At 33.7% G+C, this 17137-nt stretch carries 17 protein-coding genes, 1 tRNA gene and 1 pseudogene; 7 read left to right on the top strand and 12 right to left on the bottom strand.

The genetic code is table 11. The annotated features are described in order from the left end of the window. Nucleotides 1-35: 35 nt before the first annotated feature. The 3 genes from ACQ76T_RS09995 to ACQ76T_RS10005 all read left to right on the top strand — a co-directional run bounded on the left by ACQ76T_RS09995 (nt 36) and on the right by ACQ76T_RS10005 (nt 1207). Complete coding sequence (locus ACQ76T_RS09995; RefSeq protein ID WP_431343158.1) at nt 36-641, top strand: hypothetical protein; 606 nt, start codon at nt 36-38, stop codon at nt 639-641. Between the two features lies 1 nt (nt 642). Then, nucleotides 643-936 (top strand): hypothetical protein, encoded by a 294-nt coding sequence (locus ACQ76T_RS10000; protein ID WP_431343159.1) that lies wholly within the window; start codon nt 643-645, stop codon nt 934-936. 103 nt (nt 937-1039) lie between these two features. After that, nucleotides 1040-1207: a bacteriocin-like protein gene (locus ACQ76T_RS10005; RefSeq protein WP_431343160.1), complete on the top strand. Its 168-nt coding sequence runs from the start codon at nt 1040-1042 to the stop codon at nt 1205-1207. A gap of 54 nt (nt 1208-1261) precedes the next feature. On the opposite strand, the gene ACQ76T_RS10010 is transcribed toward ACQ76T_RS10005, so the two are convergent. From ACQ76T_RS10010 to ACQ76T_RS10020, 3 genes are read right to left on the bottom strand one after another with little or no spacing between them, the layout of a single operon-like run. Then, nucleotides 1262-3292: a recombinase gene (locus tag ACQ76T_RS10010; RefSeq protein ID WP_431343161.1), complete on the bottom strand. Its 2031-nt coding sequence runs from the start codon at nt 3290-3292 to the stop codon at nt 1262-1264. A 13-nt stretch (nt 3293-3305) separates the two neighbouring features. Beyond that, entirely contained in the window at nt 3306-3950 is a 645-nt protein-coding gene (gene mtgA, locus ACQ76T_RS10015) for a monofunctional biosynthetic peptidoglycan transglycosylase (protein WP_431343162.1), read from the bottom strand. 43 nt (nt 3951-3993) lie between these two features. Beyond that, nucleotides 3994-5040 (bottom strand): ABC transporter substrate-binding protein, encoded by a 1047-nt coding sequence (locus tag ACQ76T_RS10020; RefSeq protein ID WP_431343163.1) that lies wholly within the window; start codon nt 5038-5040, stop codon nt 3994-3996. A 59-nt stretch (nt 5041-5099) separates the two neighbouring features. Here ACQ76T_RS10020 and ACQ76T_RS10025 point away from each other — a divergent pair. Then, nucleotides 5100-5173 (top strand) — tRNA-Arg (locus tag ACQ76T_RS10025). Here the strand turns inward: ACQ76T_RS10025 and ACQ76T_RS10030 are convergent. Continuing rightward, on the bottom strand, nt 5139-6092 hold the full coding sequence (locus ACQ76T_RS10030) for a recombinase family protein (RefSeq protein WP_431343164.1): 954 nt from the start codon (nt 6090-6092) through the stop codon (nt 5139-5141). The two genes, ACQ76T_RS10025 and ACQ76T_RS10030, sit on opposite strands and share 35 nt — an antisense overlap. 157 nt (nt 6093-6249) lie before the next feature. Here ACQ76T_RS10030 and ACQ76T_RS10035 point away from each other — a divergent pair. After that, nucleotides 6250-6814 (top strand): annotated as a pseudogene (locus ACQ76T_RS10035) (YWFCY domain-containing protein); the annotation flags it as partial. Here ACQ76T_RS10035 and ACQ76T_RS10040 read toward each other — a convergent pair. The 8 genes from ACQ76T_RS10040 to ACQ76T_RS10075 form a co-directional block, all read right to left on the bottom strand. Continuing rightward, nucleotides 6798-6980, bottom strand: a complete 183-nt coding sequence (locus ACQ76T_RS10040; protein WP_431343742.1) for a hypothetical protein — start codon at nt 6978-6980, stop codon at nt 6798-6800. The pseudogene ACQ76T_RS10035 and the gene ACQ76T_RS10040 overlap by 17 nt on opposite strands. Before the next feature lie 207 nt (nt 6981-7187). Beyond that, nucleotides 7188-8102: an alpha/beta hydrolase gene (locus ACQ76T_RS10045; RefSeq protein WP_431343165.1), complete on the bottom strand. Its 915-nt coding sequence runs from the start codon at nt 8100-8102 to the stop codon at nt 7188-7190. A 44-nt stretch (nt 8103-8146) separates the two neighbouring features. Continuing rightward, nucleotides 8147-8668, bottom strand: coding sequence for a hypothetical protein (locus ACQ76T_RS10050; RefSeq protein ID WP_431343166.1), 522 nt, complete (start codon nt 8666-8668; stop codon nt 8147-8149). Between the two features lie 56 nt (nt 8669-8724). Beyond that, on the bottom strand, nt 8725-10176 hold the full coding sequence (locus tag ACQ76T_RS10055; protein WP_431343167.1) for an aldehyde dehydrogenase family protein: 1452 nt from the start codon (nt 10174-10176) through the stop codon (nt 8725-8727). Between the two features lie 39 nt (nt 10177-10215). Beyond that, the gene (locus tag ACQ76T_RS10060) at nt 10216-11769 is read right to left on the bottom strand and encodes a GMC family oxidoreductase (protein WP_431343168.1); all 1554 of its coding nucleotides are present in this window, start codon (nt 11767-11769) and stop codon (nt 10216-10218) included. Nucleotides 11770-11977: 208 nt separating this feature from the next. Further along, complete coding sequence (locus tag ACQ76T_RS10065; RefSeq protein WP_431343169.1) at nt 11978-12871, bottom strand: AraC family transcriptional regulator; 894 nt, start codon at nt 12869-12871, stop codon at nt 11978-11980. Between the two features lie 476 nt (nt 12872-13347). Further along, nucleotides 13348-13440 (bottom strand): hypothetical protein, encoded by a 93-nt coding sequence (locus ACQ76T_RS10070; protein WP_431343732.1) that lies wholly within the window; start codon nt 13438-13440, stop codon nt 13348-13350. Nucleotides 13441-13930: 490 nt separating this feature from the next. After that, nucleotides 13931-14128, bottom strand: coding sequence for a hypothetical protein (locus tag ACQ76T_RS10075; RefSeq protein WP_431343170.1), 198 nt, complete (start codon nt 14126-14128; stop codon nt 13931-13933). A 787-nt stretch (nt 14129-14915) separates the two neighbouring features. Here ACQ76T_RS10075 and ACQ76T_RS10080 point away from each other — a divergent pair. Together ACQ76T_RS10080 and ACQ76T_RS10085 are read left to right on the top strand one after the other, a co-directional pair. Further along, nucleotides 14916-16076, top strand: a complete 1161-nt coding sequence (locus ACQ76T_RS10080) for a helix-turn-helix domain-containing protein (protein ID WP_431343171.1) — start codon at nt 14916-14918, stop codon at nt 16074-16076. 88 nt (nt 16077-16164) lie between these two features. Further along, a complete protein-coding gene (locus tag ACQ76T_RS10085; protein ID WP_431343172.1) occupies nt 16165-16704 on the top strand; it encodes a DUF3575 domain-containing protein in 540 nt (179 codons plus the stop codon). The last annotated feature ends 433 nt before the right edge of the window (nt 16705-17137 follow it).

Raw genomic sequence — 17137 nt, forward strand, 5'->3', positions numbered from 1 at the left:
TTTTTTCTTTCAGTCAGAAAAAAAAGAAAAAGCATGTGAATCTTCTATCAGAATATAATTCTTATAAGGATGGTGATCTTAGAAAAGATTTCAAGCCTATACCACTCGATAAGAGAATGGCCAGATTTCCTTTCAATAAAGCGGCTCAGGTAAGAATCATTTCTTATAATCTGAATTTAAAAAGAAGCAGTGCCAGTACTTATGCACCCCTGCCGCCACCGCCAAAAACCAAGGAAGATTCTGCCCGGATTACAAGATATTACGACAGTATTAAAATAAATAAGAGATTTGAATTAAGGGAAGCTATTGATCATTCAGCTTTTGAAGGCATCCAGGAATCGAGGACGTTAACTTCAGCCGAAGTTTCTGAGCTCACGGATGTCATCTACAATACCTGCGAAAAATATTATATAGGTGTTGTCTCCACAAGCGGCTGTTTTTTCCCAAGAAATGCGATCCTGTTTTATGATAAAAACGACAAGGTTTTTGCTTTTTTTGAAATTTGCTTTGAGTGTTCAGGTATAGAGTCTTTACCCAGAAAAATGCTGGAACCTATTGAAGCGTGTGAATACCTTTACCCGGAACTGGAAAAGTTCTTTAAAAGTAAGGGATTAACTACTGAATTTATAGAGAGAAAATAGTATGAAGAAGAAAAAACGTGAATATCAATCCTCAGAACTGGTGAAATCTTTCGCCAGAATTTATGGTTTTGAAAATAAACTAATTGCATTTGAGATCAAAGATTTCCTAGAAGATTATCTTGATGAAAGCCTGTTCAATGAAATCAGAAGTGTGAATATTGAAAATGGCTTTATCATTATCAAAATAGATTCCCCATTATTGAAGCATGATTTCAAAATGCGTAAGAGTTTCTATCTGAAGAAGTTCCAGGATAAATTTGGCACAGAACAGTTTCATGATCTTCAGATTTTATAAAGTTTCTCCTATCCATAGATATTACAGAAAATTTATTTAAAAACAATTGAGCTTATTTCGAAATAAAGTGATATATTTAAGGTACATAAAAAAAATATTTACCATGAAAAAAGTACTTACACAAAAGAAATTATCGAGAGAAAATTTAAAAAAAATACAAGGGGCTGGAAAAATGATATGTTGTGCAGTAGTCTGCTCAGACCCCACAGTATGTGCCGTTTGGACACAATTACCAGCATTGTGCCCTGAATCACCAGATTGCAGCATGTAATCATCGATACCATATATAGAAAAAGCTACCAAAAATGGTAGCTTTTTTATTTTATTAATGGTCTTCTGATTTATTAGATTTTGTACTGCTCATCAGGTCATCTGCTTTTTTATCCAATCCTGAACTTAGCGGAATGAAAAATTTCAAAGGGTGTTTGATAAAGTAACTGAAAATCTCTTTATAAATCTCACTTACCTGTCCAAAATTCATTTTTCTTGATCGGAATGCCAAAAACATGGATAAACTAAAACTTACCAAAAAGTTAAAAAATCCTATCAGAAATACGGTCACAAAAGAGATCCAGAATGTATAGGAATCTACTGAAAAATCTTTCCCATAAAGTCCTAATGCGAAGTTTCCTGCAGCAAATGTAATGTGTCTGATGTCCAAATCCAGTCCAAAAAACATTCCTACAGGAGCCGTTGCTCCCAGGAAAACACCAAACCAAAAATTAGAAACAATTCCCGGCCAGTTTTTAGCATAATATTTTGAAAGTCCTTTTGCGAATTTCTTTCCAAAAAAGCTTCTGATAGACAGATTTTTTGCAATCCTCTCAGGAATCTGATAAAAAACAGAGTTATTCCCAATATTTCCAGAAATAATCCCGGAAATAAACAGATAAAAACCTGCAATACTTGCGTGTAAAATGGCTTTCGACTGGAAAGGATCTAAATCTTTTAATAATTTATCTGATCTCTCAACCGCGAGATTTTGTGAAAAGAATACATCCAAACCATAAATAATAGCTAGCGCTACTGGGAATGCCAGTAAAACATTTCCTACAAAAGCAATAAATTGGCTTCGGAACAGTTTGGATACCAAATGTGCAAATTCGGTATTGTTTCTCTGGCTGTTTCCTTCTTCTGAAAGCACTTTAGTCATGGTAGCAGCAGTCATTGCCGGCTGTTTGGTAGCAAGGGTGAATCCCATCAGATAAATCATGACAAACCCCATTGCATAGTTCATAGAATATAAAAATGCATGTGAAAAATCACTCCCGGGAATGTACCCATACAGCATTTTCAGGACACAGAGAGCCCCAACAATAATACCACCACCACTTGCTTTGTAGAACATGGTCATATATTCTTTGCGGGTAGATGTTATATAATGAGTTCCTGCTTCTGCAGTGTGATTGGTGATAAGATGGGAAATCAATCTCGTGCTGTCATTAATCAGATCAGCAATATTGTTTTTGTGAGATTTGTAGCTCAATATATTAAATGCCAACTGCTTGGATTTAATAAGAATATCTCCCTCATTATCAATTACTAATAACTGTACGATATCATAAATTCTTTCTGTCTGCTGACGGATCTTTAACAGGGATTGATTGATCTTTCCTGAAATCCCATATTTTGCCGAATTTTTAAATGCAATATTTACAAATTCAAGACATTGTTCTGTATAAATTTTAATCTGCTTATAGCGGCTGTCTTTGGAATGAAGTTGCAGTTCCGGATCTTTTACCAGATCATCTGCCAGTGTTTCCAATTCATTCTGTAAAGCCAGAAATGGATTGTCCAGATTTCTGTATTGAGGAGCCATTCTCACTACTTCCACTTCCATTGCCATCCCTGTAACCCTCCATGAAAGGATGTTCATTGAGAAAATAAGTTCTTTTTTCACATTGGGTCTGATGATAAAATCAGCTGTACCTAAAATGGTCAGAAATTCATTGATCTCGTTCTCCGGAAGATTATGTAGGTATTTTAAATCCTTCTTTGGTCTCAGACTGACATTATCAATCATATACCAAACCGTTTTTTCATTTTCTACGGGAGGGAGAACTTTATTCAGGATTCGTTTTTTAAGCTCCGGGAAGAAAGCATTTTCAGAAAGGATATTAGCTTCTGTTAGAGACAGGTTGAAAGGCCTTCCTTTAAATATATTATGGATATAATATTTAAAGTTTTCTGCAAAATTCGGATTGCTTCGAAAAAAATTAAGCACATCGGTAAAATCTGCCATTTTAATGCTTTCTAAAAACTCGGCAAATGGCTCTAATGAAAGAGTTTCGTTCTTAAAAGAAAAATATTTTTTAAGAACTGACTCAAAATTTGTGCTGGAATTAAAGAATTTCATTAGTACAAAGATACTATTTCAAACTCACATTCCTCATCTGTCTCATGATCCAATTGTGTTTCTTTCTTAAATAAGGAGATGGACTCTTCGGATCATATTTCTTTGGATTCGGCAGTACAGCAGCAATCCACGCTGCATCTGAAGTACTTAGATCTTTAGATGATTTTCCAAAATAATATTGTGCGGCAGCTTCTACCCCAAAAACGCCCTGCCCCATTTCAATAGAATTAAGGTATCTTTCCAGGATAATATCTTTACCCCATACTTTTTCTATAATAAAGGTATAAACTGCTTCCAACCCTTTTCTCAACCAGCTTCTGCCTTGCCATAGGAAGACATTTTTTGCCGTCTGCTGGGAGATCGTACTTCCTCCTCTGATCTTTTTCCCTTTCTCATTATTTTTCATCGCTTTTTCAATAGCGGTATAATCGAAACCGTCGTGATCAAAGAATTTCTGGTCTTCTGAAGCGATCACTGCTTTTTTCACGTTGCTTCCCATTTCGTCATAGGAAATATAATCTCTGTGGAGTTTTCCGTACTCAAAAAGCCCACCAATCTGGGTAATGGTAATGGGTGGGTTGAAGAATCTTCCCCAGATGATAAAAACTACATTCAGAACAAGAATGATGAAGATAAGTTGTTTAATTTTTTTCCACATAACTTTATAAAAAGGAAGAACAAAAATAAGCAAATAGTACGAGTTACTGCAATTCTTTCATGTAAGTAAGCTTATAATTCTGTAAAAGTTCTGGATGGAAGATTTTAATATAATCTTTAAGAATGAGATCAGCTCTTACCACACCACTTTCAAAAAAATCATTAGCTTTCAGTTTTTCTTTTCCGGCAATGGTATATATTTTTCCTTTATTGAATACATCCAGTTTTCCGTAAAAAGGATTCATGCCCAACATTTCCTGTTTGGAAGTATGACTTCCGGCATTTACCCAGTACTGCACTCCGCCTGCTTTAGCATATACCTCTTCAAAGCTCATCGTTAAAGCTTTTTCATCCTTATTATCTTTCATAATATAAGTAGCGTTAGCATCAGCAATATAGTGAGCTACAGAAGTGTTTCCACCAGGAAGATACCAAACGTCACCATACATTTCATTAGCCAGCACAACAGGTTTTTCTTTTGCTGTAAGGGCTAATTTTTTCAGATCATTATAATTTTTTTCAATTTTATCATATACAGTGAGTGCTTCTTTTTCTTTTCCTAAAAATTCACCAAAAAGTTTAATATAAGCTGTTTTCTGTAATGGCTGCTGCTCCATATATTCATCCAGAAATATCACCTGAATCCCATTGTTCTTCAATAACTGATACGCATTATCAAAACTTGCAATATAATTGGTGAAAATAGCATCCGGTTTCATGGAAATAATTTTCTCTACATCATACTTCTGATCGCTCCCTACATTCTGAATTTTTCCTTCCTTCAACAGATTTTGAATTTTTTCCGAATAAATATACTCCGGACTTGACACTCCAATGATTAAATTTTCTACTCCCAATTCAGAAATATACCCCGCCATACTCGCATTAAGAAGGATGATTTTTTTAAAAGGAGTTTGATTTTGCCTGAAATTATAGGTGAAATTTCCCGATTTCAGCTCCAGGTTTCCATCTTGTTCCTTGTATTGGGTGCGATTTGAGATATTTGTCCAATCTGAGGACGAAATTTTTGATTCTCTTTTACAGGCAATTAGCGAAAATACCGTAAATAAAAGTAAAATTTTCTTTTTCATGTTTCAAAGAACGGAAAAAAGTGGTATATTTGCAACCGTTAAACAACAACAAAACAAACGGCCTCGTGGCGCAACTGAATAGCGCATCTGATTACGGCTCAGAAGGTTACAGGTTTGAATCCTGTCGAGGTCACAAGACCGACATTTGAAGATTTCACTCTTCGATGTCGGTTTTTTTTATTTCCTAATCCGTTGTTATACTGGTAGATACACTGAGCAACAATATTCATTTTAGGTGTTTGAAAACTTTTTCCGTCAAATTCAACTTTTTGGGGAAATATCAAACACCCTATCGTTCTTTTTGTTTGAAGATCTCCCTGCTGATAAAGGTTTGCAAGGTTTTCCATCCCGTCAAGTGCATTTTCTATTTTTGCTCTAATGTCAAGCTCCTTGCTATCCGAAACCATTTGCTGAATTTCCTGTTCCAGTTGTTCAATTTGTGATTTTGTGATCCTTTTGATCTCTTTATAATCCTCTTCATCTAATTTATCTACTAGATATTTATCTCTTGCATTAGCAACCTTTTCATTAAGTAAATTGATCTCTTTTGAAATTGACTTTCTTTTAGCTTCTATATCATAGGTGAATTGTTTATAATTATCTAAAAGTATCTCCTTCATAAGTTCTTTGATGATCGGATTGTATTCCAGTTTAGAAATTTCAAGCTCAAAGAGCTCATTTAACTTGTCAGAGTCAAACCTGAATCCGCACTTATAATGGCAATGATAGTAATAATAGGTTTTTGACTTTCCTTTTGCACCGCTTGCCGTAAGATTCTTTCCACACCTTGGACAGATCAGAAGACCTCTAAGGGGAAAACGCTCGTTTCCAAGAACTCTTCCACCAGGACCTTCTACTTTTCTTTTTTTGTCCATAATGTGTTGAACCTGATTAAACAATCGTTCGCTAATCAATGCCTCATGTTTTCCTTCAGCGTAATAAGCTTCCTCTTGTTTGTAGTCTTCAATATAGATCTTCCCGCAGTAAACCAGATTTCTCATCGCTTTGGCGAAGGCGCTTCTTGACATCGATGCGCCCTCCCTTTTATTCATTTGTATTCTTACATGGTCTGCTGGTATGTGCCCTTTTGCTACTTCGTTAAAGACCCAGATGATATTCGAGGCTCAGGTTCTTTGATAGCAATGTATTCTTACCATCCTCATGACTTCTGTTGATCCATCCATAAGGAGCAATTCCCATGAGCCATCCTTCTTTTTAGGGCATGGATCGGTTTTAGAGATTATTAATAAGATCTTATCGAATTTTCAGAAGACCGCAGGATTATTCTTTCATACCTTATACACCAAAATCTTTACAGTAGTTCTTTTGGCATTAAGCTGCTGGGGAACAAAAGGTGTCAAAAATGAAAAAACCACCTAGAAATGATAAATACTACTTCAGTAATTGGCGTATTACTTTTTTTAACGGTTTACTTCTTAACTCCTTTTTTAAATATTCTATATTTTTATACATATTGACTACATGTTGTGGTTACATCAGCTTGAAGATGTCTGGAGTTTGGATCAGCCGTCTTTTAAGAACTAATCTGATAGAAGATTCTTTCAATAATAAAAACGACAGTTTTCAACAGGAGACAAAGTTGATGCAGAATGAATATTCAGTAAACCTTCTCACAAATTTTCATTATAAAGGTCAATGGAATGACGGATAGATTAAATATTGTCAATCCTTCAGTGCAACGATTGTATTGGGAATACCTGGGTCCGGAAAATCTTATGCTATTGTTAATAATTACATCAAACAACAGATTGAATTAAATCATCCCCCCTCTTCCATCTTGGCAATCCAATCTCATTCTCTTGTGGATAGGGCTTGCGATGGGTCATGCTCATATCTTCCTTAATGTTTTTATGAACTTCCAATTGCTTCTGCGGATCATAACCATATCTCGGATCAGGAATAAAAGACATCTTTACCATTATTGAAATCGTGATAGTCGGAAAATGATAATCGACTGCCAAGCTAAGAACAGCCTCATTTTAAAACGAATATTAATATTTCATGTTTTTTTAATTTTCTTTATATACTTAACTGTATAAAACGGCCTTTAATAGACAGTTTTATGTTAAATTACAATTATAATATTGAGTTAATAGAATAGAAGTCGTTATTCTTTAAAAGATTAGCTACGTTAATTTTTGTATAAAATCACTAATATCCTTCATGGCCTCGGCGCCTTGTTGTGAATTAACGTCCTGCTTAAAAAACTGAATAAATCCATGTTCTACTCCAGTGTATTCTTTAAAAAAAACAGGCACTTGTGCTTCTTTTAGTTTATCAGCATAATCTCTACATTCATCTTTAAGTGGGTCTAAACTTCCTACAACAATCAGTGCGGGTGGTAGGTTATCTACGGCTCCAACCAAAGGAAAAGCATAAGGATTAGTTGCTTCTTTCTCGAAATTTTCGATGTACATTTTTCTTACAAACTTCGCAACATCAAGTGTAGGAAAATATTTATCTCCTAAAACTTTAAACGATTCTGTATTCATATAAGGCGATAATGATGGGTAAAATAACAATTGCGCCCAAACAGTAGCTTTCGACTCTTTTTTATCTCTTAAATATTGTACCAATGAAGCACTTAGGGTAGCCCCTGCACTATCACCCGCCACTAATATCTTGTCGACATCCCCACCATAGCCACCAATATGCTCCTTAATCCAAAGCAAAGCCGTATAACAGTCATCAAAGCCTGCAGGAAATTGATGCTCTGGAGCCAAACGATAATCTATAGATAGCACGAGTGCTTGGTTATGATTGGCTAAGCCACGGGACAACACCTCGTGCGTATCTAAATCACCAGATACAAAGCCACCACCATGAATAAACAAAATTACTGGGCGCTTTTCATCTTCATTTCCCAAACCAATAAACAGTTTAGAGCCAATGATTCTATTAGGATCTTCGGTCGGGATATTTATCTCATGAATATGAGCGACCTCATCTTTTATGCCCGCTAAAGGTATCATATTGCGATAATCTTTACGCATAGTTTCAACTATTTGTCTGTCAGTAACTGACATTTTATTTTTTTCCATTGTATATATTTTTAGATATATAATTTAACATTTTTTGCGATCTTTTATTCGATCCACTTTTTAAAAACCTTTAATACTATAGGCATTACTAGATATACCATAAGGCTTGAAATAATTAAAGCGACTAATATTCCTTTTAGAATCACTGAATCAAATTCCAGCTTAATAAATAAAGTAGTCACCTGCTTAGGAATAATTACGGTAAGTGGATAAACAGCTATAAAAGAAACGATCACCTGTCTTATACGAGATTTCTTTTTAACTGAATTAAGCTGAAACCCAAAAGGATTCTGGATGACTTGCTCTAATCTATTTGATATATCACCTAGCGCTTCTTCTAAAAGCTTTTTCCGTTTTTCTGACTCTAACCAATTTTTGGCATCTCTCAAAGTCATAAAACACAATACAATGGTTAGGTGCTCTTCTTCTAAAATTGGAGGCAGCTGTAACATATCAATAAATCCTTCTTCCTGCTCCGTTACTTCTTTTAATTTTTTAAGCCAACCAGTCGATTCAAAATTAGCAACATCATTTAGTTTATACTTTACAACAACTGTACTAATCATTTTGCAACTAATATTGTTTATTTAGCAATTATACCTTATAACTTACATAAACTTAACTATGCTTTTAATATACCTGCATGATGATAAATATGCTTATGCTCCAAAAAATCTTCAAGTGCAGCTAAACCATTAAGTCTACCTAATCCACTACATTTATAACCACCTTCTTCAAATTCGTCATTAACTTTTGCCCAATCATTAATCCAAACAGTACCCGCATTTAACTCTCTAACCACCTGTAATGGTAAATCTACGTTAGTACTCCAAACCGATGCTGCCAAACCATAATCATTATCATTAGCTAACTCTATAGCTTCTTCAGCTGTTTCAAATATTTGAACCGTTGCCACAGGACCAAAGGTTTCTTCTTGTACAATAGACATTTTATTATCATCTACTAATAGTAACGTTGGACGATAAAAAGCGCCTGTTGCAAGTGGGCCTTCAAGTACTGTTCCTCCTCTTACTAATATCTTCGCACCTTCTGCAATTGCTCTTTTTACCACTTCATCTACTCTTTCCACATTAACCTTATCAATCATTGGGCCCATATCGCTACTTAAATCGGCTGCTGGGCCAACTTTTACATGCTCTAATTGTGCAGATAGCTTTTTTATAAATACATCTGCAATACCTCTTTGAACCAAAATACGGCTTCCTGTCATACAAAACTGACCTGCAAATACAGTAATCGCTTTTTCTAATGTTGACACCGCCGCTTCTAAGTTGGCATCGTTAAAAACTAGCATCGGCGTTTTTCCGCCTAGCTCAAAACCAAACCTTTTAAGCTGCGCCGATCCATTCTTCATCAATATTTTTCCTGTTTTTGTACTTCCGGTATAAGAAATTGTAGGCACATCTTTAGATGCTACCATTAAAGCAGCACCTCCGTTTCCACTTTCTGTAAATTGATTAATGACTCCTTTTGGCAAACTTTTAACAGCGGCGAAAACCTCATTAATTTTTGCATTAATCTGTGCCGTTTGCGCTGGCATTTTAATTACAGCTGTACAACCTGCTGCCAATGCAGGGGCTAAAGATCGAATCATTAAAATAATAGGCGAATTCCATGGAGCAATAATCCCTGCTACACCAATAGCCTCGGTAATCACCATACTATACGAACCTGGTTTAGTTTCTAAGGCTCTACCCGATTGTGTTAATACTTGCGCTGCATAATATCTTAATTTTGGCGCTACCAAATTAAATTCAAATTCCGCTTCACCTCTAATTTTTCCATTTTCTAAGGTTAAGAGTTCTATTAATTCCGTTTGATAAGCTTCAAATTGATTCGCTAGTTCATTAATAACTTGATATCTTAATTGCCTGTTATTTTTCCAATCGCTTTCTTTAAATGCTTTTTTAGCCGCTGCAATAGCTTGTTCTGCTTCTGCAATACCTCCATCAGAATAAGATCCAATTTTTTCTCCTGTAGCTGGATTAAAGCTATCTTTATAAATACCATTATCTACCCATTCTCCATTAATCCAATTTGTTACTGCTTTCATATCTTTAAAGTTTTGTGATTAATTTTAGTTAAGTATTTTTTAATTACCTTTTTTTATTTCATCAGCAATCTTCTCCGCAATCATAATTACCGTTGGGTTAGGGGCTGCAGAAACGGCATCTGGAAAAATAGATGCATCTACTACTCTCAAGTTTTCTACATTAAAAACTTTCCCTGTAAAATCAACCACCGCTGTCGGATCATTTTCTGCGCCCATTGGCACCGTCGAGAAAGGATGATGGTAGGTATCTAAACTCTGTTTCATAGAGTTCAGTAAATCTTCTTCCTCAATTAGCTGTTTACCTGGATTAAGTTCTTGAACCACTATATCTTTAAAAGGAGCAGTTTCACCTATAAATCTTGCTATTTTGATCCCCTCTAATAAGCGATCCCGATCTTCTTTTTCTGCTAAAAAGTTTAAATCGATAATAGGTGCTTCCTCTGGTTTTGTGCTGGCAAGTTTAAGCGTACCTTTCGATTTTGGATTGGTTAAAGCAACCGCTAATACAAAGCCCACTTTTGTTGGACTTTGCTCATGTGGAAATAAATGGGTTGCAGTGATATGTAAATCCAATTCACCCTCTTTTGCAAAAGACGATTTAGTCCATACTTTAGCACCTATCACTGGTGTTTGGCGTCCTACATGTGCCGCATCAAGGGCATAGGCATTGTAATAAAAAGGATGGTCGTATAACTTCAGGCCTACTGGAAGGTTTGCTTTTAAAGGGATACTTAATTGTTGTAAATGCGCTTTAGGACCTATACCAGATCGTAATAAAATAGCTGCGCTACCATAAGTACCAGCAGAAATAATAATTTCTTTTCCTTTAAATACGCTACCATCTGCCAGTAAAACCCCAACCGCTTTTTGCTCTTCAAATAAAATTTTATCTGTTAATGCTTCGCCAACAACCGTTAAATTATTTCTACCCCTAACAGCCTCATTAAGATAAGCCATTCCTGCGTTGTTGCGTATTCCATTAACAATATTCATCGGGTAAGAACCTACACCATGCTGCTCATTGGCGTTGAAATCTGATATTTCTTGATAACCTAATGCCTTCGATGCCTGTATAAACAACTTCTGCATAGGGCTAATTTCATCCTTAGTCATTTGATGAATTACAAATGGCCCTGTATTTCCATGCCATGTAGCATCTTCAATCGAAGTGCTTTCCATTTTTTTGTAATACGGCAATACATCATCCCAAGAAAAACCTTTGATATTGTATTTCTCTGTCCAACGTTCGAAATCTGAAGGTAAAGACCGCACCGCAACCGCACCATTAACACTAGAGCTACCTCCTAAAACTTTGCCACGTATGGTTGCAATTGGGTGGCTCACAAAAGAGCCTTCTACAGATTGAAAACCCCACTCGTAACGACGATCGCCATTAGCACCTAAAATATCACTACTGGCAATACTATCTGGAAAGCCTTTTTTATCAAATACTGATCCTGCTTCCAGCACCAATATTTTTTTATCTGCACTTTCTGATAGCCTATTCCCTAAAACTGATCCTGAAGATCCTGCGCCAACAATGATATAATCATATTCTACTAAGCTGGCTAATGTGGTGTTTTCTGCTTTCATTTTTCTTAATTTTAGATTTAACAAAAATTATTATTCAAAAAAAGTATGGATATACCATTTTGAATACCACAAAATTATAAGGGAAGGAAAAGTCAAGAAAGGTAAAAATCCGACTTTATAGTGCCTTTTTACGAAAAAAGCGTTAAAACGACTAAAATAAATACTTCTATTACAAGCTTTTACAAAGTGCTTTTCAGAATAGTATCTGTTAATTGCTTTGTCTATTTTTCAACATAAACTGTGTTGGGGTAATACCTACTTTCGATCTGAAAAACTTAGTAAAATAAGAAGGCTCGTCAAAACCCAAAGCATAAGCAACCTCTTTTACGGTCATCGATGCATGTATCAACAAACGTTTACCCTCTAAAATAACTTGTTCATCAATAAGCTCCTTCGGCGATTTGCCCAAAATATCCATCACCACTTTCTGTAATTTTCTCTCGCTAATGTTAAGTTTATTAGCATAATATGTTACTGTTGAAGATTGCTTAAATTCTTCTTTAATCATTTTTTTATATGTTGCCACATACTGGTAATCTTTAGAATAATTGTTATGATTAAATGCCGTATGATGATTAAGAACTTTCCATTTTCGTTCTAAAATAAATAAAATATTGGATAGAAAATTATTGAGAATAGACGTCTGAAATTCATCATTAGGTTTAGAAAGTTCGATTCTCATTTTGTTAATGAGATGAAGTATATCTTCAAAAATCTGGGCATCACAATGAAATTTAGTCAGTAAATCTACGTTGTTAAAAATTTGAGCGTTTTCTATAAATAGTTTATTTTGAATAGTTTGATAAAAAAATTCTTTTGGAAAGGCAATTAGGTAACCATCATAAGGTTCTATTTTAATAAATTTATGAACCTGACTTGGAGATATTACCAATACGTCTCCAACTGACATCTCCACTTCTTGAAAGTCTATCATGTGTTTTGAGCGTCCTTCTGACATGATATAGATAATGTAAAAATCTGTCCTATGAGGGATTTCTACAGAATTCCCACCTTTTTTTAACCGTTCAGAAATTGTAATAATATGCACATTTTGCTGCGGATTATTGATAGGTTTAAAAAGATAAGATTCTAAAGAAGTCATAGTGATAATTTTATCTACTAAACTAATATCGTACAATCAATTTCTTTATGTTTCAAAAATTAGCTTGAGATAGGATAGTAAATATACTAATAAATAATCTTAATACTTTCTACTTTATGATTTATTGCATAACGAAAATACTTCAAAGTTAAATCATTAGCTATTTTTATCTAATTAAATAGAACATGAAGCATGACTATTAGGGAAAGTTTTGATATAAGATAAAGTAAGATTTTTATTAATGGTATATGCTCAGAATTAATTTATGAGATTTTTTTAATCATCAATGTACAATTACAATCCAAAAATATAATTGTGAACATTATGAAAGTAGAATTATAATTTAGGAATTACATTCTAGAACTTACTAGGGAAAATTTATATGTTCATAAAGACTTTATCGATCAATATAATGTGATTGATAAAGACTGGTTAGATATATTAAATTATGTGATAGTAAAAGATTAGTTTTAGATTCAACTCCGATAAAATGAAGGCGTATGATTGGCTTTCTTTTTAAAGAAATGATTAAAATGTGATGTGTCTTTAAAGCCCAGATTATAGGCAATCTTACCTGCTCCTTATTTTACAGATAAATAGGTTTTTCTGCTTTCTGAAATTAGGGGAAAGATTGAATATATTCTCTAAAACAAGCATCATAAAAAGCTTCCGTGAAAATAAAATAACCTGTATTTTCTTGTTCTTCGATCTCTTCTATAAGGAACCGACGGACTGAAAAAAGACAATGAAACACCCGCTACTTTGATACTTTCATCGGCATAATGCACCACATAATTTCCGTCCAACAAACTTACTTTGTAAAAATCTCGTCTTCGGTATAATATAGGATTTCCAGACAAGCAATCGGCTGAGCTAAAAAAGCGAAATGACATATCTGCAGAAACGCTATTTTACAAAAGCAAATTTCGCTTTTCGAATTCAGTTACACTTTCATTTTTCGGTATTACTTTTTGTTTTTTCATTTTTCAACTAGAATAAACAAACTGTCCCTTATTTGGATAAGGAAACAGTTTGAATTAGATATAAATAGATGAAATATTATGCTCCTGTCGCGGCATTAACCATAATTAAAGCTTTTTCTGGCGAACGAAGATAGGTTTGGTAAATAGCTTTTGTTAAACCAGTACGTATTTCAAAGTTTTGATTTTTCATACTTTCTACCAGATCTGCAATCACTTGCTCTAGTGATACTTTTAAATCTGATTTCACTGCGCTTGAAAAAGGTGAGTCTACCAACTTGTAGTTTCTAAAATTTATATTTACCCAATCTAAATCAATTCAAAAAACAGTTTTTGCTTTGAGACTTTCTGTCAATAAAATCTCAGCTTCCAGAAAACTTGACAAATTAAAATCAATAATATTCCCAGAAACCTTTACTTGATCATAACCTTTGATAGTATCTAAATAGGCATTAATAGCATAACCCAAAATCTTGATATCACGATCATTGGTAACTTTATAGCATTGACACGTTCCTTGATTAGCTTCTTTCTCCCCTTCCCTTTAAACCCCAAATTATCTAAACTTTCACAATTATAAGATAACTTAGCATTTAACATTGCTTCAGTATGATCATATAAATACACCTAAAGATGAAATATGAACACTTTTAGAAATACAAGACTATTTACGAACTCATAAAAATTACTTCACAGAATTTGTAAACATTACCCCAAAATCATAAACAAATAAATACTAAAGATAGTAAACTCAACAGACTTCAAACTAAAAACAAAAAAACATACAATACGTTTAATTCCAATAACATAACTCAAAAAAAACTCTCTAAATTAGTAAAAAAAGAGTTTGAATAGCGTCCTGGCAAGCGTCTTTTTTATTCACCAGCACTGTTCTCTATAATTAATTTTTATATAAATTAATAAATCATTTCAGTAGAACTCATTTTCAATCTCTCAAGAAGTTATTAGCATTCATAAAAATTCTTTTTTATCAACTCGTACGAAAGAACTATATTTAGCCATGATATGCCACCACAAATCTTCAAAACAACTTTAATAAAAAATTGATTTATACAACACTTTTAAATATTGCTATTTTTCAGGGAATAATCCTAGGCGTAGTTATTTTAAAATCTTCCCTATTCAATAGCAATTCAAATAAGTATTTAGCATACTTACTATTTGCGCTTTCTATTGTTTTACTGAATTATGTTTTCGAAATTGAAGGTGCATTTACGTCCTATCCTTTGCTATGTTTTCTGGATTATATTGAGTGGATATTTTTACTCCCCGTCTTCATCTTCCTATTTATAATAAACAGAATTAATGATACTGTAAAGAACAGACAGAAAACCTATTTGTATTACATTCCGTTTGTCTACTCCTCTACTTTTACTATTGCATACCATCTTAATGATATTTTAGGAATTTATAAAATTACAGATTCAGGCATTTTCATAATCAATATACTTAGATTGATTCAGCTTTTATTTGCCTTTATCATCATCCTGTTTCCTCCTTTTTACTCTTATTTTATGATAAGGCACTTAAAAGACCCACAAGAGAAAAAATGGGTAATTACCTTATTAACTACTCTGTATTTATTATTATCTACCTGGCTAATTACGTATATGGTTGGCTTCTTTTTTGGAATAGACATTTCCTCTACCATGAGTGTACTGGCTTTATCAGCAACATTTATCATGCACTGGACAGCTTATATAGGCATTTACAAATACAAACTTGCAAAAAACAAAGATGCCATCTACAATTTTCTAAACAACGAGTTGGTTACTGTACATCCCAATTTGCAAATTGCAGAAAACAGTATCAATATTATTCAAGAAAAGAGCACTGTAGAAGAATCCAAAGAATCTATGACAGCAGAAAATCTTTATTTTCAAAAACTTGAGCAGCTTTGCAAAGAGCAGTTCATTTATACCGACAGTACATTAAACAGAGAAAAAGTGGCTGAAAAACTAGGGATAAGTGCTGGATATGTTTCACAAATTGTAAACACGATAACAGGAGATAACTTTGCTCATTATATCAATCAATACCGGGTGGAAGCCGTAAAGGAAATGATATCAAATCCGGAATATGAAAACTATAATCTACTGACAATGGGATTGGAAGCCGGATTTACTTCAAAAACAACTTTTTTTAAAGCGTTTAAAAAAATTACCGGTCAGACACCTAATGAATATAAAAGCACCAACAAATAAGTACTATTTTATCCATTTTTAAGCTTTTGAAACCCGTTCTAATTTGAATTAATTGAGTTTTGCACTTAAATAATTTAAATTAATATTTATGAAAAACAAACTTTTACAGATCATTGTTTTGCTTGCCTTTTATTCTGTGAATGCTCAAAGTAAAGCTGATGCAAATTCTTATCAAAAAAACAATGAAATCAAATTAAATTTACTTTCCCCCTTTTCCGGTGCCGTGGAAGTAAGTTATGAACGGTTTCTTAACAAAAATTCATCATTAGGGATTTCTGCATTCAAGGTATATGAGCATTCAACAAATGATGATATGAACTACTACATCTCTCCCTACTACAGATATTATTTTGGAAAAAAATATGCTTCCGGTTTCTTTATCGAAGGATTTGGAATGTTCACTTCCATTGATGGAAAAAAAATATACGCTACAGACAACGTGACATTCACCGAAGGTAAAGATGTATATGATCTTGCATTAGGCGCAGGTCTCGGATGGAAGTTGGTTACCAAGAAAGGATTTGTTTTCGAAGCCAATGCTGCCTTCGGAAAACTTGTCTTCAATGCAGATAAAACAGATCATGATCAGGTTCTAAAGCTTGGTCTGAGTATTGGCTATCGATTTTAAAATTTACTATAAGCATATCAACACTTTTGATTTATTACCTTGAATACAAATTAAGACAACTATATACTTGGATGTACTGAAAAAAAATATAATACTATTTTTTAAATCAATTTTACTATTTGTAGAGAAGTATAATTGATTTTTCAGTGTAATAATAAGACTGGTAAATTTAAGTATATAGTAATATTAAATTAACTTCAAGCTTGATTTTCGCTGATATATTGAGATACTGCAATAATTTAGAGAGTAACGAAATACAAAGTCAGACCCGGTCTTTTAATTAGCCAGATCGTTATTTTCAATTTTTCTACTCGTACATTTGATTTCATCCTTTGGCTTTACAAATTTGTAAGCAATATTAAACCCAATGATGTGTAATAATCTCTCGTATAATTATTCTGGCAGAAATCAGTTTCGATTGTTTCTGTCATAG

Origin of the sequence: Chryseobacterium sp. JK1 (assembly GCF_050632815.1) — a bacterium.
In the GTDB taxonomy this organism is placed as follows: Bacteria; Bacteroidota; Bacteroidia; order Flavobacteriales; family Weeksellaceae; genus Chryseobacterium.

What these genes read in the sequence shown, in the direction of transcription:
- ACQ76T_RS10000 (WP_431343159.1), top strand. Translation starts at nt 643, where the DNA reads ATGAAGAAGAAAAAACGTGAATATCAATCCTCAGAACTGGTGAAATCT.
- ACQ76T_RS10005 (WP_431343160.1), top strand. Translation starts at nt 1,040, where the DNA reads ATGAAAAAAGTACTTACACAAAAGAAATTATCGAGAGAAAATTTAAAA.
- ACQ76T_RS10010 (WP_431343161.1), bottom strand. Translation starts at nt 3,292, where the DNA reads ATGAAATTCTTTAATTCCAGCACAAATTTTGAGTCAGTTCTTAAAAAA.
- mtgA (WP_431343162.1), bottom strand. Translation starts at nt 3,950, where the DNA reads ATGTGGAAAAAAATTAAACAACTTATCTTCATCATTCTTGTTCTGAAT.
- ACQ76T_RS10020 (WP_431343163.1), bottom strand. Translation starts at nt 5,040, where the DNA reads ATGAAAAAGAAAATTTTACTTTTATTTACGGTATTTTCGCTAATTGCC.
- ACQ76T_RS10030 (WP_431343164.1), bottom strand. Translation starts at nt 6,092, where the DNA reads ATGAATAAAAGGGAGGGCGCATCGATGTCAAGAAGCGCCTTCGCCAAA.
- ACQ76T_RS10040 (WP_431343742.1), bottom strand. Translation starts at nt 6,980, where the DNA reads ATGGTAAAGATGTCTTTTATTCCTGATCCGAGATATGGTTATGATCCG.
- ACQ76T_RS10045 (WP_431343165.1), bottom strand. Translation starts at nt 8,102, where the DNA reads ATGGAAAAAAATAAAATGTCAGTTACTGACAGACAAATAGTTGAAACT.
- ACQ76T_RS10050 (WP_431343166.1), bottom strand. Translation starts at nt 8,668, where the DNA reads ATGATTAGTACAGTTGTTGTAAAGTATAAACTAAATGATGTTGCTAAT.
- ACQ76T_RS10055 (WP_431343167.1), bottom strand. Translation starts at nt 10,176, where the DNA reads ATGAAAGCAGTAACAAATTGGATTAATGGAGAATGGGTAGATAATGGT.
- ACQ76T_RS10060 (WP_431343168.1), bottom strand. Translation starts at nt 11,769, where the DNA reads ATGAAAGCAGAAAACACCACATTAGCCAGCTTAGTAGAATATGATTAT.
- ACQ76T_RS10065 (WP_431343169.1), bottom strand. Translation starts at nt 12,871, where the DNA reads ATGACTTCTTTAGAATCTTATCTTTTTAAACCTATCAATAATCCGCAG.
- ACQ76T_RS10085 (WP_431343172.1), top strand. Translation starts at nt 16,165, where the DNA reads ATGAAAAACAAACTTTTACAGATCATTGTTTTGCTTGCCTTTTATTCT.